This window comes from Dyella sp., assembly GCF_035685805.1.
Taxonomy (GTDB): Bacteria; Pseudomonadota; Gammaproteobacteria; order Xanthomonadales; family Rhodanobacteraceae; genus Dyella_A.
In genome coordinates, this window is record NZ_DASSAB010000016.1 from 1 (window position 1) to 23629 (window position 23629).

A 23629-nucleotide genomic window follows, 5' to 3' on the forward strand; every position below is an offset into this window, starting at 1 on the left:
TAGGCATCGTTGTGCGGATCGTGCTCCGCTACCCACGCCTGCACGCTGATTCGGTGCTTGTAGACAAAAACTACCATGCACCCACTACCAAGAACGAAAGCGACGGCTGACAGTAGTGAGAAATGCCCGATAAGAGTGCCAAGCGACACTAGGAGCAAAAGACTGCTAGCAGTGAAGAGCAAGAGCCCAGTGCCGGAGCCCTTTAGGGTTGAGAAATGTCCGCTGGCTTCAGGCCCAAAGAAAGAATAAGCCTCGCCCACTTGCCAAAGAGCGAGCCACGCAGGGATGGCAATGGACGCACAGAAAAACGACACGGAAAGTGCGCAACTATTGACTCCGATTTGGGTGATCAAAAACACAATAGCTGTCGATAAGCCCGCGCCACTGAGCGTCATGGCCCGAGCCTTATCCCACTTGGCTTCGTCCATACGACGCGCCACAGGATCAATTGCCATCTTGTACTTTTCTTCGATTGGAGGCTGAGTGTCCATAATGCCTAACGCTGAAGTTAAGCGGCGGCGAAGCCGTCCGCCTTGAACGAGATGTTAGGCGCGATGCTCGATTTTTGCGCGAAACACCAACGTGACAAGTTGAAGGCCAAGGAGGATGCCGATTGCCATGGCAACGGGCACCAAAGCTTCAACATAGAACGAAACTTGCGAGACAGCCAGACGAGCCAAAACCACAAGCGCCTGAGCCAAACATACATACGCAGCCAAGTGGAAGAATTGAAGAGGCTGCCGGAAATTGAATGGGTTGATCTGCCATGAAGGGCGAAGCCACAGCCTTGCCGAACGTGGATTTATGACCTGAAGCCCGAGAACGAGCAACAGGCCAACTGGACAAAAAGCGAGTATGGCAAGCAACGCGCTCCAGCCGATGGGTGGTGATGCCTGAGGCCCTGGGGGCACGAACAATGCCCCAACTGCCGACGCAGCAATTATGACCCACCGCACGATCAGCCAAACATGCATGCTTTTGACGCCCAACGCTGGAGTTAAGCGGCGGCGGTACGCCGTCCGCTTGGACGAGTGGTTAGGTGCGCTACCGCCTAGCCACATAGGCGCTGGTTGCAGGAACAACCAACTCTTGAACTGCTTTGGCTGCCGCGAGAGCGTCGCTACAAATATCGAAGAGCTCACTCTCCGATAGTGCCGGCAAGCCATAGCTCTCTGCTGCGTTAAGCAGGCTGCATAGTAAGTCACCTGGATAGCCATCAGCCTCAACAAGAGGTTGCTCGATGAGAGCGGCAACCGCCCGCTCTGCAACTTGAGGCAACGCGATTCCTTGACGTAGGCAGAACGCTAACTCACCAATCGTCAGGTCAGTGATTAGGCGCTCCGCCAGTGCATGAGCTCGAATGCTGACACTAGTATCCAGTACTGGCCTCTGTGCCAAGGTTGGGTCTGCGTCAATAACTCTCATGGCACCTAACGCTGGAGTTAAGCGGCGCGCGGTACGCGCGTCCGCCTTGAACGAGTTGTTAGGCCAATACTAGCGTGGCCACGTAAGCAAGCGGAGCAGCCAAGGCAAAGCCCGCGCACACTGAGAGTAAGTGCTTCCTTCGCCTGCCTTTGGCGAACAATGCTGCGCATAGGACGCAAAGCCAAACCGCGGCGAGCACCCAGAACGAGGCTGCTGCCCGTGCGTTGAGAATTGACCAGATAGTTAGGTTGCCCAGGCCGCTCTTGTCCATAACAGCGTCGGCAGCGTGCGCGAACCAGAGGAACAGGCAGAGCGGAATAGCCAACGCGATGGCTGCGATGATGGCTGAGCGAGGAAGTCCCATAGGAGCCTAACGCTATGTAGGTTGCAGAACGCTGTCTAATCCTGCGGCCTAACACCGATCTTCGGAGCGGGAGTTTCGCCTCGTTCCTGCGCATTGGGCAACTTAGCACCTGCGCCGCAGCCTAATCCAGCCATCTAATACTGCTGCCGGTTTCCGGTTGGAGGGCCGTCGGCTTCAATTCGTCCGACGAACTTGAGCGACGTCAGCAAAAGATCGATGCAGTCTCATCTTCCCCCAACATCCGCCACTCCCCCGCCGGTAAATCACCCAGCGCCAACCCACCCACCGACACCCGGTGCAGTGCCTCCACGTGGTTGCCGACGGCGGCGAACATGCGGCGGACCTGGTGGTAGCGGCCTTCGTGCAGGGTGAGGCGAGCCTTGCGTGGTTCCAGCACCTCAAGCTCGGCGGGCAGTAGTGGCGTCTTCTCGGCTTCCAGCATCAGCGTGCCGCTGGCGAAGGTGGCGGCTTCGTCGCCGCGCAGGTCGTTGGCGAGGGTGGCCTCGTAGACCTTGGGCACGTTGGCCTTGGGCGAGATGATCCGGTGCAGCAGCGCGCCGTCGTCGGTGAACAGCAGCAGGCCGGAGGTCTCGCGGTCCAGCCGGCCGACAGTGGAGAGTGCGGGATCGCGCACCCGGTAGCGCGGCGGCAGCAGGTCGTAGACCACGCGGCCGATGTCCTTGCGCGAGCAGGTGGCGCCGAGCGGCTTGTGCATCATCAGCACGATGCCGGCGGGCGGATCGAGCGGCTCGTCGTCCACGCGGATGTGTTCGTGCGGCACCTTGTCGTCGGCATACAGCACCTCGCCATCGGGATCGGTGATGCGCCCCTCGCGGAACATCAGCGCTACCTCCTTGCGGCTGCCGTAGCCGAGGTTGGCAATGAGCTTGACCAGTTTCATGCGTGGGCTCCGCGCGCGCTGATGACCTTGAAGCCGCCTTCGTCGGCGACGGGATGGACCTCGTCGAACCGGGCGGCGAGGGTGGCCTCGTAAGGCAAGTGACGATTGGCGACCAGCCACAGCTGGCCGCCCGGGGTAAGCGCAGCGGCCGCCGCAGCGATGAATGCCCGCCCGAGCTCCGGCTGGTCGGCGCGGCCTTGGTGGAACGGCGGGTTGCTGACGATGGCGTGGTAGCGGCCAGGCAGCCCCGTCGTGACATCGTGCCAGTGCAGCGCCACGGCGACATCGCGCCCTGCCCTCGCCTGTGCCTCGGCCAGGTTCTCGCCGGCGCAGGCCAGTGCGCGCTGCTCGGCCTCGAAGCCGTCCAGCGCGGTGACGCCCGGGCAGCGGGCAATCACTTCGCTGCCGAGGTAGCCGTAGCCGGCGCCGAGGTCGGCGACATCCCCGGCCAGGTCGTGCGGCAGATGCGCGGCCAGCAAGGCGGAGGCGGCGTCGACGCGATCCCAGGCGAACAGGCCGGGCCGGCTCCAGTAGCCGGCGGCATTGCGGCGCGGCGCGTCGAACGCGAGCCAGTCGGCATGCAGCGCGTGGTCGTGCGCGCCGTGCAGCGGCCCGGTCCAGAACACGCGGCATTTGTGCTTGGACAGATGACCGCCCTGCCCGGCCAGCGCCGCCAGATCGGACTGCGCCGACCTGGCGCCCTCGGCATTGGGGACGCACGCCAGCACCATCCCGCCCGGCGCGGCCAGCGACACAGCGCGGGCAAACAGGACATGTGCCTCGTCGCGCTGGCGCGGCGGCAGCACCAGCACCAGATCGAAAAGCTCGCCCTCGACCCACGCATCGACGTGGAAACGGCTGCGCTCCAGCGCGTCGGCGAATGGCTTGAAGCTCTGCTCGAGGCGCCAGCCGGGGCGCGCGACCTCGCGCAGCCGGAAGCTGTCGCGCGCGCGCAGAAACAGCACCCGCGCATCGGCCGGCAGGCGCAGGATGCCCTCCGTCAGCGGCATGAACAGGGCGTCGAGCACCTCGTCGACAGGGGCGGCAGCTACGGGCATGGAAGGAGTGCGGCAGGCGGAACGAGCAGCAATTGTACGTGGAGAGTGCGCGCGGCCCGGCTTGCAGCTTCGCGTGCCAGCTCGGGGGCGCGTGCCGCGCGATGCAGTCGGGCGAGCCGGCGGGGTGGCGGCGCGACGCGGCCGGGACAAGCAAGGTGGATGCCCGCGTTCGCGGGCATGACGCCCCCTACTGGAAAGTGCGGCACGCGGGGCAGACGGCGATGATACGTGGAGAGTGCGCGTGGCCCGGTTTGCAGCTTCGCCTGCCAGCTCGGGGCGCGTGCTGCGCGAGGCGGTCGGCGAGCCGGTGGGGCGGCGGCGCGACAAGGCGAGGACGATCAAGGTGGACGCCCGCGTTCGCGGGCATGACGCCCCTACTGGAAGGTGCGGCACGCGGGGCAGACGGCGATGGTACGTGGAGAGTGCGCGTGGCCCGGTTTGCAGCTTCGCGTACCAGCTCGGGGCGCGTGCCGCGCGATGCAGTCGGCAAACCGGTGGGGCGGCGGCGCGGCGCGGCCGGGACGATCAAGGTGGATGCCCGCGTTCGCGGGCATGACGCCTCGGTGGAAAGTGCGGCCATGCCGGGGCCTCGTGGCGGCGTGCTCCGGGCGACCCGCCGGGTGTGCGCATGCGGCCGGATCGCCGGCTAACGTTCTGGCTACGTTTGCCGCTCAAGCATCGCCGGAAGGCCGGCAGGGAGCCTTGAGGCGGAGCCGGCACGTGGCCGTTGCGATCACAGGGGCATGTCCGCTCGCCGACCTGCGACCCACTCGGGACTTCCGTGCCATCCAAGGCGAACCACCTGCGGCGAGTTCCTGGCTGCCGGCAGCGTGTGCCGGCTGCGCCACGCATGGCCGGCGGCACTCCGATTACTTCTTCCGCTCCAGCATCGCCTTGAGGTCGGCGAAAGGGTTGCCGGTCGCCGGGGCCGGCGCGTCGCCGGTGTCGAGCGAGCCGGTGTCGTGGTCGAGGTACCGCTGGTGTTCGTTGTCGTGGCAGTACAGGCAAAGCAACTCCCAGTTGCTGCCGTCGGCCGGGTTGTCGTCGTGATTGTGGTTGCGATGGTGCACGGTGAGCTGCTGCACGTTGCTGCGATCGAACTCACGGGCGCAGCGGCCGCAGATCCACGGATACATCTTCAGGGCGCGGTCGCGGTAGCCGTGGCCGCGCTGCTCGGCGGCGCGCCGGGCATCGGCGACTATTCGGTCCAGCTTGGTGGTGTTGATGTTGGCCATGATTGCCGGAAGTGATGGAGTACGAAAGACGGGCGGTGCGCGGGTGCGGCACGGTGCGGCGGCGCTGCGGGCGCCGCCGACGCGGGCTGCGCGAGATTACCCCCCGGCCCGGCCCATGCGGCCAACCCAGCGGTAGAGCACGAACACCACGATGGCGAAGGCACCGCCGCCAAACCACACCGACGCATTGGCGAAGCCCGGGCCGACGATGGCCAGCGGGCCGTCCTTGTCCAGGCCGAGCTTGTCGGCGAACGCCACGATGGCCGCGATCACCACGCCGATGATGCTCTCGCCGACGATCAGGCCGGACGCCAGCAGCACGCCAAGCTGCTTCACCGGCTCGCTGCGCGGCCCCTTCTCGGCCTGCCGGTCGTAGACCCAGCCGACCACCGAACCGACCACCACCATCAGCGTGCTCACGGTCGGCAGGTAGATGCCCAGCCCCACCGCCAGCGGCGGCAGGCGGAACCGGCTGACACGGGCGAGCACCTCGTCGACGAGGATGATGGCGGCACCGATGCCCGCGCCCATCTCGATCAGGCTCCAGTCGATGTTGCCCTGGATCACGCCCTGCGCCAGCGCCGAGATCAGCCCGGCCTGCGGTGCCGGCAATGCGGTGGCCGGGTCCACGCCCGGCGCGCCGAGGAAGCCGTAGGCGCGGTTGACCAGGTCGAGCACCGGCGGGATCACCGCCGCGCCGGCAATCACGCCCACGATCAGCGCCGCCTGCTGTTTCCACGGGGTGGCGTCGACCAGCTGGCCGGTCTTGAGATCCTGCAGGTTGTTGTTGGCGATGGCGGCCACGGTGAACACCACCGCGGTGACGAACAGCGAGAACGCCACCAGCGCCTTGCCGGTATCCGGCGGCAGGTGCGGCTGCACGAACGCCGTCAGCAGCAGCGAGGAGCAGATCACCACCAGAATGCCCACGCCCGACAGCGGGCTGTTGGACGAGCCGATCAGGCCGGCCATGTAGCCGCACACGGTGGAGACGAAGAAGCCCATCAGCACCACGAACGCCACGCCGCCGATCGCCAGCATCGCCACCGCATGGCCCAGCCCGCTGACATTGGCGAAGTGGCCGAGCAGCCAGGCGATCGGCACGAAGCAGGCCAGCGTGATCACGCCCACCAGCCCGATCGGCATGTCGCGCTCGGTGCGCGGCAGCGTGTCGGCCTGGCCAGCCTTGCGCACACGGTTGGCGGCCATCGCCCCGGCCAGCCCGCTGGCGACCGGCTTGACCAGCTTGGCCAGGGTCCAGATGGCGGACACGGCGATCGCGCCGGCGCCCACGTAGCGCACCTTGGCGCTCCAGGTGGCCTGGGCCAGCTCGGCGATGTCCCCGGCGCCGCCGGCCAGTGCGGCGTAGTGCGGTACGCCCCAGCCCCAGCCGATCACTGCGCCCACCAGCATGGCGATGCCGACCGAAATGCCCACCAGGTGGCCGATCGCGAACAGCGCGAACGACAGGCCGAAATCGAAGCCGGTGACGCCGCCGCGGTCGTTCACCGCGAAGTAGCGCACCACGTCCGAGGCGAACACGCGGGTGGCCACGACCACCGCGAACACCGCCGAAACGATCGAACCCCACAGCACGGCAAGCAGGCCGGCGCGGCTGTCTTCGGTGGCCGCGGCGGTGGTCTCGTCACCGGCGCCGACCTTCAGCACCTCGGCGCAGGCCACGCCCTCGGGATACGGCAGCTCCGAGCCGGTGACCAGCGCGCGGCGCAGCGGGATCGAGTACATCACGCCCAGGATGCCGCCCAGCGCGCAGATGGCGAACGACAGCCAGAACGGAAACCCGGTCCACCAGCCGATGATGATCATGCCGGGCAGCACGAAGATGATCGACGACAGCGTGCCGGCCGCCGAGGCGATCGTCTGCACGATGTTGTTTTCCTGGATGGTCGCGTTCTTGAACCCGCGCAGCAGCGCCATCGAGATCACCGCGGCCGGGATCGAGGTGGAGAACGTGAGGCCGGCCTTGAGGCCGAAGAACACGTTGGCCGCGGTGAAAACCACGGTGATCACCACGCCGATGATCAGGCCTCGGATGGTCAGTTCGGTGCGCGGCGCAAGGCCCGGCGCGTTGGGTGGGCTCACGTGTGACTCTCCCCGGATGGACAAGGCCCGAAAGATAGCCGGTAACGGTCGGGCTTGGCAGCGCGCGCTGCCGCATGAAGCCCCGCCCTCAGTGGCGCGGCGGGAACGCCCAGCGCAGGAAGTCCGGCAGTACCGCCGCCCAGGCGGCCTGGTCGTGATGCGCCCCGGGCACCATCTCCAGCGCCACCTGACCGCCGCGCGGCGGATGCGCCGGATCACCCGTCACCACCGCGTAGCCCAGCTGGCGCAGGCCCCGGCGCGCCGTGCCGTCCACGTCGTGCCAGCCGTCGACGAGGTCGCGCAGGTCGTCCACCGCGTCGATCACGCCGTCGCCGTCGCGGTCGCTGGTTTCCTCTGCGAGGCCGATCGAAAACCACAGCCGCAGGGCCGGCCGCACCGGCGCGCGGTCGACCATCCGCAGCGCCAGCCGCGTGTGCTGCACGGCGCGCGCGTCGCTGCGATCGCCAGCCACCCAGAACGACGGCGAGAACGCGCCGACCGTGCCGAACACGTCCGGCCGGTTCCAGCCCAGCCCGAATGCGCTCAGCGCGCCAAGCGACCAGCCCAGCACCGCGCGGTCGGCAGCGGTGGGCCGGGTGCGGTAGCGCGCGTCGATCGCGGGCACCAGCGTGTCGACGAACCAGTGCGCGTACGGCTGCGCCAGCGTGCCGATGGCGCCGAAGCGCGAGCCGCCCACCACGCTGCGCCGGCGCACGCCGTCGAACAGGCCGTAGAGCGCCAGCCGTTCGGGCAAGGCATCCACCGCCACCACGATCACCGGCGCCATGGCGTGCCGGGCCTGCAGATCCGCAAGCGTCGGTTGCAGGCCGACCGCCGGCATGTCCTGGCCGTCGTTGACGTACAGCACGGGATAGCGCTGCGCGTCCCGCGCATAACCCGACGGCAGGTACACAGTGACGTGGAAGGCCGGTGGCGCGAAGGCGGTGTCGGGAAGCTTGAGGCTTTCGGTGGTGATGGCGCCCCGGGTGACGCCGGCCGCGCCGGGTGTTTCGCCGGCATGCGTCTGCGGTGTAGCGAGCAGAAGACAGAACGCCATCGCGAACAGAAGGTGCGTCGAGCGCATGCGGATGATCCCTGAAGAGATGAGTGACGGGCGCGGCCGGTGCGGGGCCGTTGCCCTTCGACTCCGCTGTGCGACGCCGGGGGCAGACGATGGGAGATACCGCCGAACGGCCATGCTGGCGTCACCTGGTCGAGATGAGGCAGCCCATCGGCAAGGCCCGTGCAGCGGGCTGTTCCCGATGCAGATCATTTCGCCGGTCAACCTGTGCGTGGCGCAGCAGGGCCCAGCGGCAGCGCCCTCCACCACCGCGCTCATCACAACGACAAGCCGCTGCAGAAGCGTCGCGCTTCACCGCTCAGCGGATCATCGAAGATCAGCTCCCGCGCCAGCAGCGCAAGCGGCCGTACCGGGTCGTCCGGCGCGGCCGGCTGCAGCCGGGGATACAGCGGATCGTTGGCAATTGCCGCACCCAGCCCGGCCATCTGCACGCGCAGCTGATGCTTGCGACCAGTCAGCGGCTCGAGGCGATAGCGCCACAGCGATTCGCCGCGCTCGACCACCTCGATGCGGGTCTCGCTGTTCGGTTCGCCCGGCCCTTCGCGCATGCGGAAAAACGGTTCGCCGCGCTCGATCCGCGAACGCCGCACCTGCGGAAAGGGCAGCTCCGGCAGCGGCGGCGCGAGCGCCTCGTAGACCTTGCCGATGCGACGCGCGCGGAACAGCGCCTGATAAGCGTCGCGCGTAGCGGGGCGGATGGAAAACATCACCAGCCCGCGGGTGAGCCGATCAATGCGGTGCAGCGGCACCAGATCCGCATGCCCGGTGCGGGCCACCAGCCGCGCCAGCAGCGTCTGGGTGACGTAGCTTCCCGCCGGGGTCACGGGCAGGAACGGCGGCTTGTCGGCCACCAGCAGATGATCGTCGGCGTACACCACCCGCACCTGACCCGCGATCTCCGGCTCATCCGCTACCTCGCGGAAATAGCGCACCGGCATGCCGATGCGGTACGGCGTGCGCGCGGTGATCGGCGTGCCTTCGGCATCGAGCACGCGGCCGCGGGCGATGCGATCCAGCCACTGCGCGCGCGGGATGCTGGCGAAGTGGGCGCACAGGCAATCCAGCACGGTCGCCCAGTCGCCGGGCGGCAGATGCAAGGTGCTGGCGGGAGTCGTCGTCATGGCGGACGCGCAGCGTAACCCGATAGCCGCGCGCGGTCCCGGCTAGACTGCACGGCTGACATCACGGAATGCATCGCATGGCCCTCAACGCCACCATCTACAAGGTCGAGCTGCAGGTCAGCGACATGGACCGGCACTACTACGCCACCCACGCGCTCACCCTCGCCCGCCATCCGTCGGAAACCGAGGAGCGCCTGATGGTGCGGCTGCTCGCCTTCGCGCTCTACGCCGACGACCGGCTGGAGTTCGGCAAGGGCCTGAGCAACGAGGAAGAGCCGGACCTGTGGCGCAAGAGCTACACCGACGAAATCGAGCTCACCATCGAGCTGGGTCAGCCGGACGAGGCGCGCATCCGCAAGGCCTGCGCCAGATCGCAGCAGGTGGTGGTGATCAACTACGGCGGCCGTGGTGCAGACGTGTGGTGGGACAAGATCGCCAACAGCCTCACCCGTTTCCGCAATCTCACCGTGCTGGATATCCCCGAGGCGACCGTGCAGCAGCTGGTCGGCCTGCTCACGCGCGGCATGCGCCTGCAGGCGCTGATCCAGGATGGCGAACTGCAAATGATGGACGGCAGCGACAGCGTCACCGTGAACCCCTCCAGGCGCATGGCCGCCGCCTGAGGGCGCGCCCGCGACGATCGACTCAAGCCGCACCAGCCGGGGTCGATAACCCCGGCAATCGGGGAGTCTTCGCCGGCCGTGGCGCGACCGTGACGGGCGGTGTAACGTGCCTGCACCTGGCGCGAAGCCTGTGGGGAAACGCATCCGGGGGTCCCGGCCATCGGCCGGCGTGGAGGTCAGCACGGGCGGCGCGGCAATGGGCAGTGCGATCGATCTCGGCGGCATCACCCCGATCCTGTCCACGGTCTCGGAAGGGATTCTGCTGGCCGACGCGCGCGGGCACATCACCTACGTCAACCAGTCGTTCACGGCAATCACCGGCTTCACCAGCGAAGACCTGGTAGGCACTACCTGCCGCGCCATGCAGGGCCCGCTGACCGAGCCGGACACGGTGCAGCGGATCCGCGAGGCGATCGCCTCCGGCAGGCCGTTCTCGGGCGAGATGCTCAACTACACCAAGGGCGGCGAGACGTTCTGGAACGATCTCACCATCACCCCGGTGTTCGCCAACGATGCATTGTCGGGGTTCATCGGCATCACCCGCGACAGCTCCGCCCGGCGCGACGCGGCCGACGCGCAGGCCTCGCGCGAGCGGCTGTACACGTTCCTGTTCCAGCACGTGCAGGCCGGCATCGTGCTGCACCGGGCCAACACCGAGATCATCTACGCCAACGAGACCGCGCTGCGTCTGCTCGGCATGAGCCACGACGCGCTGCTGGGCGCGTTCTATACCGACGAGCACTTCGAGTTCCTGCGCGAGGACGGCTCGCCGATGCCGCTGGAGGAGTTTCCGGTCGCGCAGGCGCTGGGCAGCCGCCGCGTCGTCAACGACCTGATCCTGGGCCTGCGCCATCCCGTCGACCATCGCATGGTGTGGGTGATGTGCAATGCGTTCCCCAACCTCGACGCCCAGGGCGAGCCCACCGAGGTGGTGGTGAGCTTCACCGACATCACCGGCCTGAAGCAGGCCGAGCGGGCGCTAAGCAAGTCCGAGGAGCGCCTGAGCCTGATGCTGCGCGGCGCCAACGACGCGGCGTGGGACTGGGACCTGGTCGCGGACGAGCTGTACTACTCGCCGCGCTGGTGGCAGATGATCGGCTATGCGCCGGGCGAACTGCCGGTCGACTCGCAGCTGTGGAAACGCCGCATGCACGCGCAGGACCTGCGCCGCGTCGAGGCCGAACTTGGCGCGCACCTGGCTGGCGACACCGCCAGCTACGAGATCGAATTCCGCCTGCAGCACAGCAACGGCCACTACGTGCCGGTGCTCTCGCGCGGCTTCATCCTGCGCGACCCGGCGGGTCGACCCACGCGCATCTCCGGCACCAATACCGATCTCACCGAGCGCAAGCGCAGCGAGCAGCAGATCCACCGGCTGGCTTATTACGACCCGCTCACCGCCCTGCCCAACCGGCGCCTGCTGATGGAGCGGCTCGTCGCCCTGGTCGGCGACACGGCGAGCGGGCGCGAGCACGGCGCCATGCTGTTCATCGACCTGGACAATTTCAAGCTGCTCAACGACACCATGGGTCACGACGTGGGCGACCAGCTGCTCAAGCAGGTCACCCGCCGGCTGCACGCTTGTGTTCGCCAGCGCGAACTGCTGGCTCGGCTGGGCGGCGACGAGTTCGTGTCGATGATGGAAGGCCTGGGCCATGATGCCGATCAGGCGCAGCGCCAGGCCGAATCCGCGGCGCACCGCATCCGGGACGTGCTGTCGCTGCCCTACAGCCTGGACGGCATCGACTACCGCTGCACCGTGAGCATCGGCATCGCGCTGTTCGCCCGGGGCGAGCGCGCGGCCGACAGCACGCTCAAGCATGCCGACCTGGCGATGCACCAGGCCAAGGCCGCCGGCAAGAACACGCTGCGCGTGTTCGACCCCGCCATGCAGGCCGCCGTGGACGCGCGCCTGGCACTGGAGCACGACCTGCGCAGCGACCTGCAGGCACGCCGGCTGCAACTGCACTACCAGCCGCAGGTGGACAGCGCCGGCGAGACGGTGAGCGCCGAGGTACTGCTGCGCTGGCACCATCCGGTGCGCGGCAACGTGCCGCCGGACCAGTTCATTCCGGTCGCCGAGGCCACCGGGCTGATCGTGCCGCTGGGCGAATGGGTGCTCGACAACGCCTGCCGCCAGCTCGCCGCATGGGCGGCCGATCCGCGCACGGCGCACCTGAGCCTGTCGGTGAACGCCAGCGTGCGCCAGCTGCACGACCCGGGCTTCGTGCAGTCGGTGCTGGACATCCTCGCCGCCACCGGCGCCGATCCGACGCGGCTGGTGATCGAGGTCACCGAGAGCCTGTTCGCCGAGAACATGGAGGAGGTGATCGCCCGCATGGCGCGCCTGCGCGAGACAGGAGTGCGCTTCTCGCTGGACGATTTCGGCACCGGCTACTCCTCGCTCAGCTACCTGCAGCGGATGCCGCTGGACGAGATCAAGATCGACCGCTCGTTCGTGCAGGACATCACCCGCAGCGAACACGCCGCCACCATTGCACGCATGATCATCTCGTTGGCCGACAACCTGCACATCACGGTGGTGGCCGAAGGGGTGGAGACAGAATCGCAGCGGGTGTTCCTGCACGATCACGGCTGCCGTCACTACCAGGGCTACCTGTTCAGCCCCGCGCTGCCGCTGGACGCCTTCGAGGCGCGCCTGCAGCAGTGATGTCCTGATCGGGCGGCGGTGGCGACGGGACGGTACCCGACACGCTCGCGCGTCGTGCCGCACGTCATGCAGCCCGGCCAACGGCGCCCCCGGCCGGCGCCCGCTCCGGGGAGCGTTGCACCGTGCGGATTGTCATGTGTTCGAGCCGAACAGGATCAGCCGGCCCGGTTGAATCAGCGCAGCGCCGGGCGGCCTTCCCCCACACGCCCCGTACCAATGGTTAATGGCTCCGCTGGCGCGCGCCCTGATACCTTGGCCGCTCCATCCAGGGGACCCCTCATGATCTCGCGCAAGCTGCTTCCTGCTTCTCTCAAGGCCGGCCTGGTGCCCGCCTTCGCCACCGCACTGCTGGCCGTCTCGGCTGGCGCCTTTGCCCGGCAGGATGCCGCACCGAAATATCCCGAGTACCCCAGCGAAACCCCGGCCAGCTTTGCGCCGGTGAACGCCGATGCCGACTTCGAGCGCCGCGTGGTGATGATCCCGATGCGCGACGGCGTGAAGCTGCACACGGTGATCCTGGTGCCGCGGAACTTGAACGGCACGGGCGCGAAACATGCCGGCATCGTGCTCACCCGCACCCCCTACGACGCCGACGCGCTCACCACCCACTCGCAGAGCGGAGACCTCGCCGCCAACCTGGAGGGTTACGACAACCCGGCCGACGTGATCGTGGAGGATGGCTACATCCGCGTGGTGCAGGACGTGCGCGGCAAGTACCACTCCGAAGGCGATTACGTGATGAACCGGCCGGTGCACGGGCCGCTCAATCCCACCCCGGTGGATGACGCCACCGACACCTACGACACCATCGACTGGCTGGTGAAGCACGTTCCGGAGAGCAACGGCAAGGTCGGCACGCTGGGCATTTCCTACGACGGCTTCGAGCCGCTGATGGCGCTGATCCACCCGCATCCGGCGCTGAAGGTGTCGGTGCCGATGAACCCGATGGTCGACGGCTGGATGGGCGACGACTGGTTCCACAACGGCGCGTTCCGCCAGCAGAACCTGCCCTACATCTACGAGCAGACCGCCACCCGCGACAACTCCGCCAAGTGGTGGTCGAACGTGCGCGACGACTACGACCTCTACCTGCGCGCGGGTTCCGCCGGCGAGCTGGCCCGCCAGCACGGCATGCAGCAGCTCGGCTTCTGGCAGAAGATGCTCGACCACCCCGACTACGACGCGTTCTGGCAGGAGCAGGCGGTCGACAAGCTGCTCGCCAAGGAGCCGCTGAAGGTGCCGGTGATGCTGGTGCACAGCCTGTGGGACCAGGAAGACAGCTACGGCGCCATCGCCGTGTACAAGGCGATCAAGCCCAAGGACACCGGCAACAACATGGTCAAGCTGGTGATGGGCCCGTGGCACCACGGCCAGGAGATCGAGGACGCCAGCTCGCTGGGCGCGCTGAAGTTCGGCAGCGACACCGGCACCTGGTTTCGCGAGCACGTGCTGCGCCCGTTCCTGGCGCAGTACCTGAAAGATGGCGCGCCCAAGGCCGATGTCGCTCCGGTGACCGCGTTCCAGACCGGCACCAACCAGTGGGAACGCTTGAAGAGCTGGCCGGCCGGCTGCGGCGGCAGCTGCGCGGTGAAGCCCACGCCGCTGTACCTGGAGCCCGGCATGAAGCTTGGCTTCGAGAGCGACGACGACGGCGACAGCGACGCCTACGTGTCCGATCCGGCGCATCCGGTGCCGTTCCGCGCGCGGCCGATCCAGCCGGTGGGCTACGACGCCGGGCAGACTTGGTCGCAGTGGCTGGTGGACGACCAGCGTGAAGCCTCCGGTCGCACCGACGTGCTCACCTACACCTCCGACGTGCTCACCGCGCCGCTGACCATCGCCGGCCAGCCGCAGGTGCACCTCACCGCCTCCACCACCGGCACCGACAGCGATTGGGTAGTGAAGCTGATCGACGTCTACCCGGACATCGTCGGCAACCAGCCGGAGATGGGCGGCTACCAGCTGGCGGTGGCGATGGACATCCTGCGCGGCCGCTACCGCGAGGGCTTCAGCCAGTCCCGGCCGATCGCGGCAGACAAGCCGCTGCCGTACACCTTCGCCCTGCCGACCACCAACCACGTGTTCCTGCCGGGCCATCGGATCATGGTGCAGGTGCAGTCGAGCTGGTTCCCGCTGTACGACCGCAACCCGCAGACCTTCGTGCCGAACATCATGCTGGCCAGGCCGGAGGACTTCCAGAAGGCCACCCAGAAGGTGTTCCACTCAAGCTACGTCGAGCTGCCGGTGGTGTCCTCGGGCAAGGGCTCCTGAGGGCGGGCTGAGGCTCGCGCCCGCCGCGCGCCGGAAACCATCGGCGGCGGGCGAAAGCTGTCACCATGGCGCACGCGGGGATTCCTCCGCAGGAGCGTGCCATGAAAGGTCTGAATCAGCAGAAAGGCGGCAAGAAGAAAGCCTTGAAGACGCCCAAGGAGAAGAAGGCCGACAAGAACGCCAAGAAGGCGGCCAAGGGAACCAGTTTCCCGGGGCATTGAACAAGAAGGGCCGCGATGCGGCCCTTTTTCATGGGATGTCCGCGGCCCCATGAATGATGTCGCCGAGGGTGCCGCCCGAGCCGGTACGCGACCCGAGACGCCGCAACCCGATCGATGCGTTCAATCCTCGCGCGCCGCCTCGCGGCCCTGCTGGCGGATGATCGCTTCTTCCCGCGCATCGATGATCGACTGCATCACGCTGTCCACGTCGGCGGCGCGCTCGTCGAAGGTGAAGTGGCCGGTGAGCTCGGTGTCCGGATGCAGTTCGCTCTGCTCGAACAGTGCCCACATCTCCTCGGCATAATGCGTGTCCAGCAGCTCCGGCGCGAAGCGCGCCAGCGTGATGGTGAGGTTGCCCACGTCACGGCGCAGCATGAAGCGCGCATTGTTGTTGCCCGCCGCGCTCACCGCCTGCGGCAGGTCGATGATCACCGGGCCGTCCGGCCCCACCAGCACGTTGTATTCCGACAGATCACCGTGGATCAAACCCACGCAGAGCATGCGCGCCACCTGCTGCATCAGGAACCGGTGCCAGGCGCGCGCGGTCTCCGCGTCGACATCCACCTCGCCCAGCCGCGGCGCCGAGTGGCCCTCCTCGTCGGTGACCAGCTCCATCAGCAGCACGCCATTGAAGTAGCCGTGCGGACGCGGCACGCGCACACCGGCATCGTGCAGCAGGTACAGCGCGTCGACCTCGGCGTTCTTCCAGGCCGCCTCGGCCTCCTTGCGGCCGAACTTGGTCGCCTTGCCCATCGCGCGCGCTTCGCGGCTGCCGCGCACCTTGCGCCCTTCCTGGTACTGCACGCGCTGCTGGAAGCTGCGCTGGGCCATGTCCTTGTAGACCTTGGCGCAGCGGATCGCGTCGCCACAGCGCACCACGTACACCGAGGCCTCCTTGCCGCTCTTGAGCGGGCGCAGCACCTGGTCGATCACGCCATCGTCGATCAGCGGCTGCAGGCCGTTGGGAATCTTCATGCGGTGTCACTTGGCCATGCGAGGGGAGAGAGGGCGCCATGATGCCCGAACCACGTCGGCCGCGCCCCCGGCGCCTGCCTCAATGGCGCACGGCGGTATCTGCCGATGCGAGCGCGCTCCGTGCGGCGGCAGCAAGACCGAACGAGTGCAGGCGCGCCGCGGGGTCGAAGATGTTGGCCGTCAGCAGCAGCTCGTCCGGGCGGTGCCGCGCGATGAAAGCGGCCAGCCCGCGCTGCACCGTGTCCGGACCGCCCACCACGGCGCAAGCCAGTGCCTGCTCCACGCCGAGCCGCTCGGTCGGGGTCCGGAATGTCTCGATATCGTCGATCGGCGGCGGGATCAGCCCCGGCCGGCCGCGGCGCAGGTTCACAAACGCCTGCTGCTGGGTGGTGAACAGGCGCCGTGCCTGCGCGTCGCTGTCGGCCGCCACCACGTTGAGCGCGAGGATCGCGTACGGCGCGGCCAACCGCGCCGAGGGGCGGAAATCGCGGCGGTAGGTCGCCAGCGCCTGGTCCATGGCATCGGGCGCGAAGTGCGAGGCGAAAGCGAACGGCAGGCCCAGCTGTGCGGCCAGCCTGGCGCTGAACAGGCTCGACCCGAGCAGCCACACCGGCACGTCCAGGCCCGCGCCGGGCACGGCACGCACCGCCTGCCCCGGCGCAGCGGGCTCGAAGTAGCCCAGCAGCTCGACCACGTCGTTCGGAAAAGCGTCGGCACTGTCGAAGTAGCGCCGCAGCGCGCGGGCGGTCGGCTGGTCGGTGCCGGGCGCGCGGCCCAGGCCCAGGTCGATCCGGCCCGGATACAGCGAGGCCAGCGTGCCGAACTGCTCGGCCACCTGCAGCGGGGCGTGGTTGGGCAGCATGATGCCGCCCGAGCCGACCCGGATGGTCGAAGTGCCGCCGGCCACGTGGCCGATCAGCACCGCGGTGGCCGCGCTGGCGATGCCGGGCATGTTGTGGTGCTCGGCCAGCCAGTAACGGTGGTAGCCCAGCGCCTCGCCGTGCCGTGCCAGGGCGAGCGCGTTGCGGAACGCCTGCGCGGCGTCGCTGCCCTGCGTGACCGGGGCCAGGTCCAGGATGGAGAACGGAATCATGCGTGACTCGACAAACGGGGGGGGGGATCGCTTCGAAGTGGGGGCGAGCCGCTCGAATGCCAGCGCGGGCCCGGACGCTTCATTTTTCCTGCACCACGCCGTTAACACCTTCGCGAGGCCGGGTGTCCGGCCGAAGGCGGGGATGCATGGGCAGTCTGTGGCGCCGGATTCTTGGATATGCGGAGGTGGCACCACCGCCGCGTACGCCGGCGCGCAAATTCGCCGCGCGTCCCGCCGCGGCACCCAGTGCCGAAGAGACCGCCGCCGCCCACGAGGCGATGTCGCTGGCGGAACTGCGCGACCGCTTCCACCGTTACGTGCTCGGCCTGCCCGACCACGTCGGCGACGAGCCGACCCAGCAGGAGCGCGCGATCCTCAAGCGGCTGCAGGCCACCTGCGGCCAGTTCGACGTGCGCAGCCTGCCGCGCTTGCCCACCGTGCTGCCGCAGCTGCTGCGCTCGCTCAAGAGCGACACCGTGGGCGGCGCCCAGCTGGCCAAGCTGATCGGCCGCGATCCGGTGCTGGTGGGCGAGGTAATGCGGGTCAGCCGCAGCATCTACTACCGCACCCTGCACCCGATCCAGAGCCTGCAGCACGCGGTGGTACTGCTCGGCCAGGACGGCCTGCGCCGGGTGGTGACGATGCACGTGATGAAGCCGATCCTGCACGCCAGCGCGGGCATGTTCGGCCACGTGGCCGGGCAGCGCCTGTGGGACCACGCCGAGCGCTGCGCGCACGCCTGTGCGTACCTGGGCAAGAGCAGTTCCGATCCGTTCGAGGCCTACCTGGCCGGTATCGTCTGCAACACCGGCACCGGCGCGGTGGTGCGCGTGCTCGATCAGGAGGCGCCTGCCGAGCTGGGCCCGCTGACCAACCATTTCCTCGCCAGCTGCGCACAGATGGCCGCGCACATCTCGCTGCGCGCGGCACAGCACTGGAATCTGCCGGGCAAAGTGCTGTTTGCGCTGCAGGAACGTGCCGAGGTACCGACCGAGCCGGAGAGCCCGCTGGGCCGGGCGCTGATGTGCGCCAATACGCTGGCGATGGCGCAGGTGCTCGGCGAACACGCGCTGGCGGCGCCGGACACCGACCTGAGCACCGCCTGGCCCGACGTGTTCACCCCGGCGATGATCGAGCGCTGCCAGCAGGATCTGCGTCGGCAGTTCCGCGACAGCGACTCCCGCGGCAACTGAGCTCACCCTCAGCGACAGGCGCGAGCCGCCAGACCCCCGCCGGACGCAACGCGCGCCCGGCGCGACGACGCGCCGGGCGCCCTAACAGCGAGTCAGGGCTGCGCCTGCCGACTGACGCGCACGTCCGCCGCCAGCTTGCCGGCGATCTGGTCGGCGGCATCCTTCAGCAGTACGCCCAGCGCACGGCCATAGGCGGCATCATTCGAGCCGGCGGCCACGGTGGCGGTACTGGTGGCGCTGTATTCGTGCGCCACGATGAGGCCGCGGGCGTTTACCGTGCAGCGCAGCGACAGATCGAGCTTCGGCGTGTCCGGTGCCTCGTCGGTGTCGACGTTCATCTGCGTCTTGAGGTCGTCGCAGGCGATGGTCAGGTTGGTGAAGTAGTCCGGCTGCACGCCTGCGCGCAGCTGCGCCTCCACCGCGGTGGCGACCGAGGGCTCCGGCGAGAGCTTGATGGTGTCGTCCAGACCGCGCACCAACACTTCCTCCGGCCCCGTCGCCAGGATCAGCCATGGCGCCTGATTCGGCACCACCAGCGCGCCGAGCGGCGCGGGCGTGCGCACGTCGTGGCCGCAGGCAGCGAGCAGCACGGTTCCGGCCATGGCCAGTATGCGTTTCATGATGATTTCCCCCAGGAAGAATCTGGGAATCTAACCCGCGACCGCCCGCCGATCAATGCCGGCGGGCGTTTGGACGTCCGTTTGTCGGCGATGGTCGAGCGCGGCGATAGCGCCGGCAGGCGCTTGAGAGGGCCTGCAACCGCGACCACGCTTGCTTCGTATACACGGGTGCCCGGCGAAGGCGCGGCAGAGGCAGCGCCCGCGTGCGGGGCCGTGTACGCTGTCGTGCAGGCCGCTCAAGGGAATGCGCGCCAGCGTCGATAACGGTTGATCGCAACAGGTGCGGGCACGGGCGCGCGACCCGGCCGGCACCCATCGGACATCATCGAGCCATGATCAAGCTGCTTTCCTCCCGCGCCGCCTTGCGGATGGCCCTGGCCCTGCTGCCACTGTCCGCCAGCGCAACCGGCGCGCGGCTCGACGTGCAGGTACGCGACACCGCCGGCGCACCGGTACGCGATGCCGTGGTGTGGCTGCTTCCGCTGGACCGCCCCGCCCCGCCGGCATCGGCGGGCGCCAGCGCGGTACTGGACCAGCGCAACCTCAGCTTCACCCCGCAGGTGCTGGTGGTGCGCACCGGCGCGACGGTGAGCTTTCCCAACAGCGACAACGTGCGCCACCAGGTGTACTCGTTCTCGCCGGCCAAGCACTTCGAGCTCAAGCTCTACACCGGCAACCACGCCTCCACCGAGCAGTTCGACCAGCCTGGCATCGTCACGCTCGGCTGCAACATCCACGACTGGATGCTCGGCTATGTGGTGGTGGTGGACACGCCCTGGTTCGCACAGAGCGGTGACAACGGACAGCTGACGCTGGAAGATCTGCCCGCCGGGCGTTACACGCTGCAACTGTGGCAGCCGCGACTGGCCGCCGGCGCCCCGCCCGTCAGCGAGACGGTGAGCCTGGGCACCACGCCGCTGCAGCGCAACTACACGCTGGCGCTGGTGGCGCCGGAGCAGACCAACCAGCCGCCGCCGGACCTGGAGATGGGGCTGGGCGCGCGCACGCAGGGCTCGCATGAGCATTAAGTTCCGCGAGCGGCTGGCGCTGCTGCTGCTGGCGCTGTTCGTGCTGGTGCAGGTACCTACCTTTGTCGCGTTCTATTACGCCACGCGCCAGAGCGCGCTCAGCCAGGCACAGACCCGGCTCGCCTCCGGTGCGCGCGTGTTCGCCGACCTGCTGCAGACGCGCGGCGCGCAGCTGGAAGACGCCGTGCGCATCACCACCAGCGACTTCGGCTTCAAGCAGGCCGTCGCTACCGGCGACACGCCGACCATCCACTCGGTGCTCTACAACCAGGGCCACCGCATCTCCGCCGACCTGATGGTGCTCACGTCGCTCGACGGCCGCGTGGTCGCGGCGCTGGACGCCAACGGCAAGACCATGGCGGTCGGTGATTGGACCGCGCTGGTGGCGCACGCTGGCGAGGTGGCCGGCACCACCGTGACCCTGATCGACGGCCGGCCTTACCAGCTGGTGATCGTGCCGGTGCGGGCGCCCACCCGCATCGCCTGGGTCGGCATGGGCTTCGCGCTGGACGACGCGCTGGCGCGCAGCCTCAAGGACCTCGCCGGCGTGGAGGTGACTTTCCTCGCCCGAGACCGCGCCGGCCACCGCTGGTTGCGCACTACCCTGTCGGCCCTGGACGACACCGGCCGCCGGGCGCTGTTCGACGCCACCGGCAGCGACAATCCGGTGCCGCGCGTGCTCAGCCTGGGCCCGCAGGACTACTTCACCCAGTGGAAGCCGCTGCAGGGCGACGACGGCATGCTCGGTGCGCTGCTGCAGTTCTCCCGCAGCGAGGCGCTGGCAACCTATCGCTCGCTGGAGCACGAGCTGCTGCTGATCGCCCTGCTTTCGCTGGTGGCTTCGCTGGGCGGCGCGCTGTGGCTGTCGCGCAACGTGACGCGCCCGGTCTCGCTGCTGGCGGACGCGGCGCGGCGGATCGGCCACGGCGACTACCTGGGCACCGTGCCGGTGCAGCACAACGATGAGCTGGGCGAACTGGCCCATGCCTTCAATGGCATGCAGCGCGGCATCGCCCGGCGCGAGCAGCAGATCGCCCACGCCGCGTTCCACGACAACCTCACCGCGCTGCCCAACCGGGCCAGCCTGCAGCAGAGCCTGGTCGATGCGCTGGTGCGTGCCGCCGGCGCCGGCCATACCCTGGCCGTGCTGATGCTCGACGTGGACCGCTTCAAGGAAATCAACGACACGATGGGCCACGGCATCGGCGACCGCGTGCTGGTGGAGATCGGCCGGCGCCTGCGCAGCGGCCTGCGCGACGACGACGTGCTGGCGCGTTTCGGCGGCGACGAGTTCGTCGTGCTGATGGAGGGCATCCACGCCGACGACCTGATGCGCCGTGCCGAGGAATTGCTCGATGCGGTCGCACAGCCGATCCGCGCCGACGCGATGGAACTGTTCCTGGACGTGAGCGTGGGCATGGCGCTGTTTCCCGAGCACGGCGACGTGGCCGAGGAGCTACTGCGCCGTGCCGACATCGCCATGTACGACGCCAAGGAGGCCCGCGCCCGGCTGCAGCTCTACCGGCCGGGGCGCGACGCCGAACACCTGTACCGGCTGTCGCTGGTCAACGACCTGCGCCGCGCCGTGCCCAACAACGAGCTCGAGCTCCACTACCAGCCCAAGCTGCAGCTGTGCAGCCAGCGCGTGCTCAACGTGGAGGCCCTGCTGCGCTGGCGCCATCCGCAGCACGGGCTGATCCCGCCGGACGACTTCATCGCGCTGGCCGAGCACTCCGGCATCATTCGCTCACTCACCGACTGGGTGCTGCACGAGGTGATCCGCCAGTGCGCCGAGTGGTCGGCGCAGGGCATGGACATCGGCGTGGCACTCAACCTGTCGGCGATGGATCTGGGCAGCGGCGAGCTGCCCGACGTGCTGGCGCGCCACCTGGCCACCTACGGCATCGACCCGGGCCGGCTGGTGCTCGAGGTAACCGAGACCGCGGTGATGCGCGACGCACTCTACTCGCTGGAAGTGCTCAACCGGCTCAAGGCCTGCGGCGTGATGCTGGCGATCGACGACTTCGGCACCGGCTACTCCTCGCTGTCGCACCTCAAGCGCCTGCCGGTGGACGAGCTGAAGATCGACAAGTCGTTCGTGATGGGCATGGCCGAGGACGAGGACGACGCGGTGATCGTGCGCTCGACCATCGAGCTGGCGCACAACATGGGCCTGAAGGTGGTCGCCGAGGGTGTGGAAACCGATGCGGCGATGCAGATGCTGCGCGGTTTCCGCTGCGACAGCGCGCAGGGTTACCTGATCAGCCGCCCGATGCCGGCGGCCGACGCCACCCGCTGGCTGGCCGACGCCTGCGCCGAATTCGCCGCCCGTCCGGCGGCCGAGGCGCAGGATTGCCGCGCATGAGGTCCGTTCGCGGCGCCTTTGCCCTGCTCGCCTGCCTGTGGCTGGCCGCACCGGCCCACGCTGGCGACGGCCGTCTGCTCGCCACCGGCGGCGCCAGCATGGTCGAAGGCAGCGCCGGTGGCGGCCTGGTGCCGTGGGCGGTGTTGTCCGGCTACGCCACCCGCGAGCAGGTCGGCGCCACTGCGTTCGTCACCCGGCTGCACCTGCCGGACTACCGGCTCGACGCGCACGGCGTCGCGTTCACCTGGCATGACCGGCTGGAACTGTCGCTAGCGCGCGACCGCTTCGACCTGGGCACGCTGGGCAAGGCGATCGGCATGCCCGGCGCCGCGCTGCGCCAGGACGTGTTCGGCGCCAAGCTGCGGCTGGCGGGCGACGCGGTCTACGGGCCGCTGCCGCAGATCTCGCTGGGCGTGCAGCATAAGCACAATCTCGACTTCGCGGTTCCGGCGCTGGTCGGTGCACGCCGCGATCGCGGCACCGACGTGTATCTGTCCGCCACGCAGGTGCTGCTGGCCGGCGCGGCCGGCTACAACCTGCTGTGGAACGTGACCGTGCGCTCCACCGACGCCAACCAGTTCGGCCTGCTCGGCTTTGGCGGTGACCGCGGCGGGCGCCGGCTGGTGGGTGAAGGTTCGCTGGCGTTGCTGCTGGACCCGCACCTGGCGGTGGGCGCGGAGTACCGGCAGAAACCCGACCATCTGGCCTTCGCTCGCGAAGACGACGCTTCGGACCTGTTCCTGGCCTGGTTCCCGACCAAGCACGTGTCGCTGGTGACCGCGTACGTCTCGCTCGGCTCGATCGCCGGCCTGCGCAGCCAGCGCGGCTGGTATCTCTCGCTGCAGGGGAGCCTGTGATGCGCCTTCGCCCGATGCTCTTGATCCCCCTGCTGCTGGCAGGCTGTGTGCAGACGCAGGTGAAGGCACCGACGCTGTACGACCAGCTCGGCGGCAAGGCCGGCGTGGCGGCGATCACCGAGAACCTGCTCGATGCGTTCGCTGCCGATCCGCAGGTGGCGCCGAGCTTCGCCCATGTCGACATCCGCCGCTGGAAGCGGGTGTTCGCCGACTATCTCTGCCAGACCGCCGACGGCCCCTGCCAGTACCGCGGCGACTCGATGGAGGAAGTGCACCGCGGCATGCACATCGACGAGGCGATGTTTAACGCCGTGGTGGAAGACCTGATCACCGCGATGGACCGCCAGCACGTGCCGGTGCGCGTGCAGAACCGGCTGATTGCCCGCCTCGCGCCCACGCGCGCGCAGATGCTTTACCGCTGAGC

General features: G+C 68.5%; 20 protein-coding genes. 9 read left to right on the plus strand and 11 right to left on the minus strand.

The features are described 5' to 3' along the window. Positions 1–455, minus strand: a 455-nt coding sequence (locus VFG40_RS03475; RefSeq protein WP_324894947.1) for a hypothetical protein, incomplete at its 3' end; no start/stop codon positions are given. Positions 456–533: 78 nt separating this feature from the next. Between VFG40_RS03475 and VFG40_RS03480 the strand changes: the two genes are divergently transcribed. Further along, the gene (locus VFG40_RS03480) at positions 534–770 is read left to right on the plus strand and encodes a hypothetical protein (RefSeq protein ID WP_324894949.1); all 237 of its coding nucleotides are present in this window, start codon (positions 534–536) and stop codon (positions 768–770) included. Positions 771–1044: 274 nt separating this feature from the next. Here VFG40_RS03480 and VFG40_RS17810 read toward each other — a convergent pair whose 3' ends face one another. The 7 genes from VFG40_RS17810 to VFG40_RS03510 all read right to left on the minus strand — a co-directional run bounded on the left by VFG40_RS17810 (position 1045) and on the right by VFG40_RS03510 (position 9288). After that, on the minus strand, positions 1045–1425 hold the full coding sequence (locus VFG40_RS17810) for a contact-dependent growth inhibition system immunity protein (RefSeq protein ID WP_414649238.1): 381 nt from the start codon (positions 1423–1425) through the stop codon (positions 1045–1047). Positions 1426–1991: 566 nt separating this feature from the next. Continuing rightward, positions 1992–2690: a pseudouridine synthase gene (locus VFG40_RS03485; RefSeq protein WP_324894951.1), complete on the minus strand. Its 699-nt coding sequence runs from the start codon at positions 2688–2690 to the stop codon at positions 1992–1994. Beyond that, positions 2687–3748 carry a class I SAM-dependent methyltransferase gene (locus VFG40_RS03490; RefSeq protein WP_324894953.1) on the minus strand — a complete coding sequence of 354 codons (1062 nt, stop codon included), beginning with the start codon at positions 3746–3748 and terminating at the stop codon, positions 2687–2689. The genes VFG40_RS03485 and VFG40_RS03490 overlap by 4 nt, the downstream gene beginning before the upstream one ends. An 869-nt stretch (positions 3749–4617) precedes the next feature. Continuing rightward, a complete protein-coding gene (locus VFG40_RS03495; RefSeq protein ID WP_324894955.1) occupies positions 4618–4983 on the minus strand; it encodes a YajD family HNH nuclease in 366 nt (121 codons plus the stop codon). Positions 4984–5079: 96 nt separating this feature from the next. Further along, on the minus strand, positions 5080–7086 hold the full coding sequence (locus VFG40_RS03500) for an OPT family oligopeptide transporter (protein WP_324894957.1): 2007 nt from the start codon (positions 7084–7086) through the stop codon (positions 5080–5082). Between the two features lie 88 nt (positions 7087–7174). After that, a complete protein-coding gene (locus VFG40_RS03505) occupies positions 7175–8170 on the minus strand; it encodes an alpha/beta hydrolase (RefSeq protein ID WP_324894959.1) in 996 nt (331 codons plus the stop codon). Between the two features lie 254 nt (positions 8171–8424). Further along, positions 8425–9288 (minus strand): pseudouridine synthase, encoded by an 864-nt coding sequence (locus VFG40_RS03510; protein WP_324894961.1) that lies wholly within the window; start codon positions 9286–9288, stop codon positions 8425–8427. Positions 9289–9365: 77 nt separating this feature from the next. On the opposite strand from VFG40_RS03510, the gene VFG40_RS03515 reads away from it, so the two are divergent. The 3 genes from VFG40_RS03515 to VFG40_RS03525 all read left to right on the plus strand — a co-directional run bounded on the left by VFG40_RS03515 (position 9366) and on the right by VFG40_RS03525 (position 14853). Further along, positions 9366–9911: a YaeQ family protein gene (locus VFG40_RS03515; protein ID WP_324894963.1), complete on the plus strand. Its 546-nt coding sequence runs from the start codon at positions 9366–9368 to the stop codon at positions 9909–9911. Between the two features lie 196 nt (positions 9912–10107). Beyond that, on the plus strand, positions 10108–12582 hold the full coding sequence (locus VFG40_RS03520) for a sensor domain-containing protein (protein WP_324894964.1): 2475 nt from the start codon (positions 10108–10110) through the stop codon (positions 12580–12582). 279 nt (positions 12583–12861) lie between these two features. Continuing rightward, the gene (locus tag VFG40_RS03525) at positions 12862–14853 is read left to right on the plus strand and encodes a CocE/NonD family hydrolase (RefSeq protein ID WP_324894966.1); all 1992 of its coding nucleotides are present in this window, start codon (positions 12862–12864) and stop codon (positions 14851–14853) included. A gap of 341 nt (positions 14854–15194) precedes the next feature. Here the strand turns inward: VFG40_RS03525 and VFG40_RS03530 are convergent, their stop codons facing one another. Next, positions 15195–16049: a PA4780 family RIO1-like protein kinase gene (locus VFG40_RS03530; RefSeq protein ID WP_324894968.1), complete on the minus strand. Its 855-nt coding sequence runs from the start codon at positions 16047–16049 to the stop codon at positions 15195–15197. 79 nt (positions 16050–16128) lie between these two features. After that, entirely contained in the window at positions 16129–17142 is a 1014-nt protein-coding gene (locus VFG40_RS03535) for an LLM class flavin-dependent oxidoreductase (protein WP_324894970.1), read from the minus strand. 146 nt (positions 17143–17288) lie between these two features. Here VFG40_RS03535 and VFG40_RS03540 point away from each other — a divergent pair, with 146 nt between their 5' ends. After that, the gene (locus tag VFG40_RS03540) at positions 17289–18335 is read left to right on the plus strand and encodes an HDOD domain-containing protein (RefSeq protein ID WP_324894972.1); all 1047 of its coding nucleotides are present in this window, start codon (positions 17289–17291) and stop codon (positions 18333–18335) included. A gap of 92 nt (positions 18336–18427) precedes the next feature. On the opposite strand, the gene VFG40_RS03545 is transcribed toward VFG40_RS03540, so the two are convergent. After that, the gene (locus VFG40_RS03545; protein ID WP_324894975.1) at positions 18428–18955 is read right to left on the minus strand and encodes a hypothetical protein; all 528 of its coding nucleotides are present in this window, start codon (positions 18953–18955) and stop codon (positions 18428–18430) included. A gap of 332 nt (positions 18956–19287) precedes the next feature. Between VFG40_RS03545 and VFG40_RS03550 the strand changes: the two genes are divergently transcribed. From VFG40_RS03550 to VFG40_RS03565, 4 genes are read left to right on the plus strand one after another with little or no spacing between them, the layout of a single operon-like run. Beyond that, positions 19288–19983, plus strand: coding sequence for a methylamine utilization protein (locus VFG40_RS03550; RefSeq protein ID WP_324894977.1), 696 nt, complete (start codon positions 19288–19290; stop codon positions 19981–19983). Beyond that, positions 19973–22348 carry a putative bifunctional diguanylate cyclase/phosphodiesterase gene (locus tag VFG40_RS03555; RefSeq protein WP_324894979.1) on the plus strand — a complete coding sequence of 792 codons (2376 nt, stop codon included), beginning with the start codon at positions 19973–19975 and terminating at the stop codon, positions 22346–22348. The genes VFG40_RS03550 and VFG40_RS03555 overlap by 11 nt, the downstream gene beginning before the upstream one ends. Next, complete coding sequence (locus VFG40_RS03560; RefSeq protein WP_324894981.1) at positions 22345–23205, plus strand: DUF3034 family protein; 861 nt, start codon at positions 22345–22347, stop codon at positions 23203–23205. Before VFG40_RS03555 ends, VFG40_RS03560 begins: the two co-directional genes overlap by 4 nt. Beyond that, positions 23205–23627, plus strand: coding sequence for a group I truncated hemoglobin (locus VFG40_RS03565; RefSeq protein ID WP_324894983.1), 423 nt, complete (start codon positions 23205–23207; stop codon positions 23625–23627). The genes VFG40_RS03560 and VFG40_RS03565 overlap by 1 nt, the downstream gene beginning before the upstream one ends. The last annotated feature ends 2 nt before the right edge of the window (positions 23628–23629 follow it).

Coding starts and splice junctions, on each gene's coding strand:
- VFG40_RS17810 (WP_414649238.1), bottom strand. CDS start 1,425: ATGAGAGTTATTGACGCAGACCCAACCTTGGCACAGAGGCCAGTACTG.
- VFG40_RS03485 (WP_324894951.1), bottom strand. CDS start 2,690: ATGAAACTGGTCAAGCTCATTGCCAACCTCGGCTACGGCAGCCGCAAG.
- VFG40_RS03490 (WP_324894953.1), bottom strand. CDS start 3,748: ATGCCCGTAGCTGCCGCCCCTGTCGACGAGGTGCTCGACGCCCTGTTC.
- VFG40_RS03495 (WP_324894955.1), bottom strand. CDS start 4,983: ATGGCCAACATCAACACCACCAAGCTGGACCGAATAGTCGCCGATGCC.
- VFG40_RS03505 (WP_324894959.1), bottom strand. CDS start 8,170: ATGCGCTCGACGCACCTTCTGTTCGCGATGGCGTTCTGTCTTCTGCTC.
- VFG40_RS03510 (WP_324894961.1), bottom strand. CDS start 9,288: ATGACGACGACTCCCGCCAGCACCTTGCATCTGCCGCCCGGCGACTGG.
- VFG40_RS03515 (WP_324894963.1), top strand. CDS start 9,366: ATGGCCCTCAACGCCACCATCTACAAGGTCGAGCTGCAGGTCAGCGAC.
- VFG40_RS03520 (WP_324894964.1), top strand. CDS start 10,108: ATGGGCAGTGCGATCGATCTCGGCGGCATCACCCCGATCCTGTCCACG.
- VFG40_RS03525 (WP_324894966.1), top strand. CDS start 12,862: ATGATCTCGCGCAAGCTGCTTCCTGCTTCTCTCAAGGCCGGCCTGGTG.
- VFG40_RS03530 (WP_324894968.1), bottom strand. CDS start 16,049: ATGAAGATTCCCAACGGCCTGCAGCCGCTGATCGACGATGGCGTGATC.
- VFG40_RS03535 (WP_324894970.1), bottom strand. CDS start 17,142: ATGATTCCGTTCTCCATCCTGGACCTGGCCCCGGTCACGCAGGGCAGC.
- VFG40_RS03540 (WP_324894972.1), top strand. CDS start 17,289: ATGGGCAGTCTGTGGCGCCGGATTCTTGGATATGCGGAGGTGGCACCA.
- VFG40_RS03545 (WP_324894975.1), bottom strand. CDS start 18,955: ATGAAACGCATACTGGCCATGGCCGGAACCGTGCTGCTCGCTGCCTGC.
- VFG40_RS03550 (WP_324894977.1), top strand. CDS start 19,288: ATGATCAAGCTGCTTTCCTCCCGCGCCGCCTTGCGGATGGCCCTGGCC.
- VFG40_RS03555 (WP_324894979.1), top strand. CDS start 19,973: ATGAGCATTAAGTTCCGCGAGCGGCTGGCGCTGCTGCTGCTGGCGCTG.
- VFG40_RS03560 (WP_324894981.1), top strand. CDS start 22,345: ATGAGGTCCGTTCGCGGCGCCTTTGCCCTGCTCGCCTGCCTGTGGCTG.
- VFG40_RS03565 (WP_324894983.1), top strand. CDS start 23,205: ATGCGCCTTCGCCCGATGCTCTTGATCCCCCTGCTGCTGGCAGGCTGT.